This window comes from Runella sp. MFBS21 (genome assembly GCF_029433105.1).
Taxonomy (GTDB): Bacteria; Bacteroidota; Bacteroidia; order Cytophagales; family Spirosomataceae; genus Runella.
Genome location: NZ_JARNTW010000067.1, coordinates 1 through 547 on the forward strand (window position 1 = coordinate 1; position 547 = coordinate 547).

The following is a 547-nucleotide window of genomic DNA, read 5'->3' on the forward strand; positions in this document are numbered from 1 at the left end:
TCCAACACCGCTACTACGCTACAACGTACCGATGCTTTGGGTGACATCATCATCGACCAAACTGCTTCGGGTACTGGCTCTAGCAACCTAGTGGATGTCTTCCAAAACTCATCTACTTTTGCTTCATCTGCCAATATCACTCAAGACGCCATCTCTAGCGGTACCAACTCGGCTACCGTTTCACAAAATGGCTGGTTTGACCAAGTCACTATTTCACAGTCAGCCGACGGGTCGGGCTCTGCCAACACCGCCACCATTTCTCAAAACATGACTGGTGGCTCTAACTCTTCAGCTTCTGTCACTCAAACAGCTACCAATGGAGGTAACAACCAAGCCACCATCGCTCAAGTACTTGGCAGCAACACCTCGGCTACCATTCAACAAACTGCCAATGCTGCTGGGGATCCTAACATAGCTTCTATTTCACAATCTAATAGCGACCATGTAGCCTCTATTACTCAGACAGGTACAGGTAATGAAGCTAGCATCACCCAACTTGACGGGCCGGCTAATGATGCCTCTATTTCACAAAATGGAATCGGTAACA

Annotated in this window: 1 pseudogene; it reads left to right on the plus strand. The window is 48.1% G+C overall.

Features of this window, described 5'->3' with window-relative positions:
- Positions 1-547, plus strand: a pseudogene (locus tag P1X15_RS32480) (hypothetical protein); the annotation flags it as partial.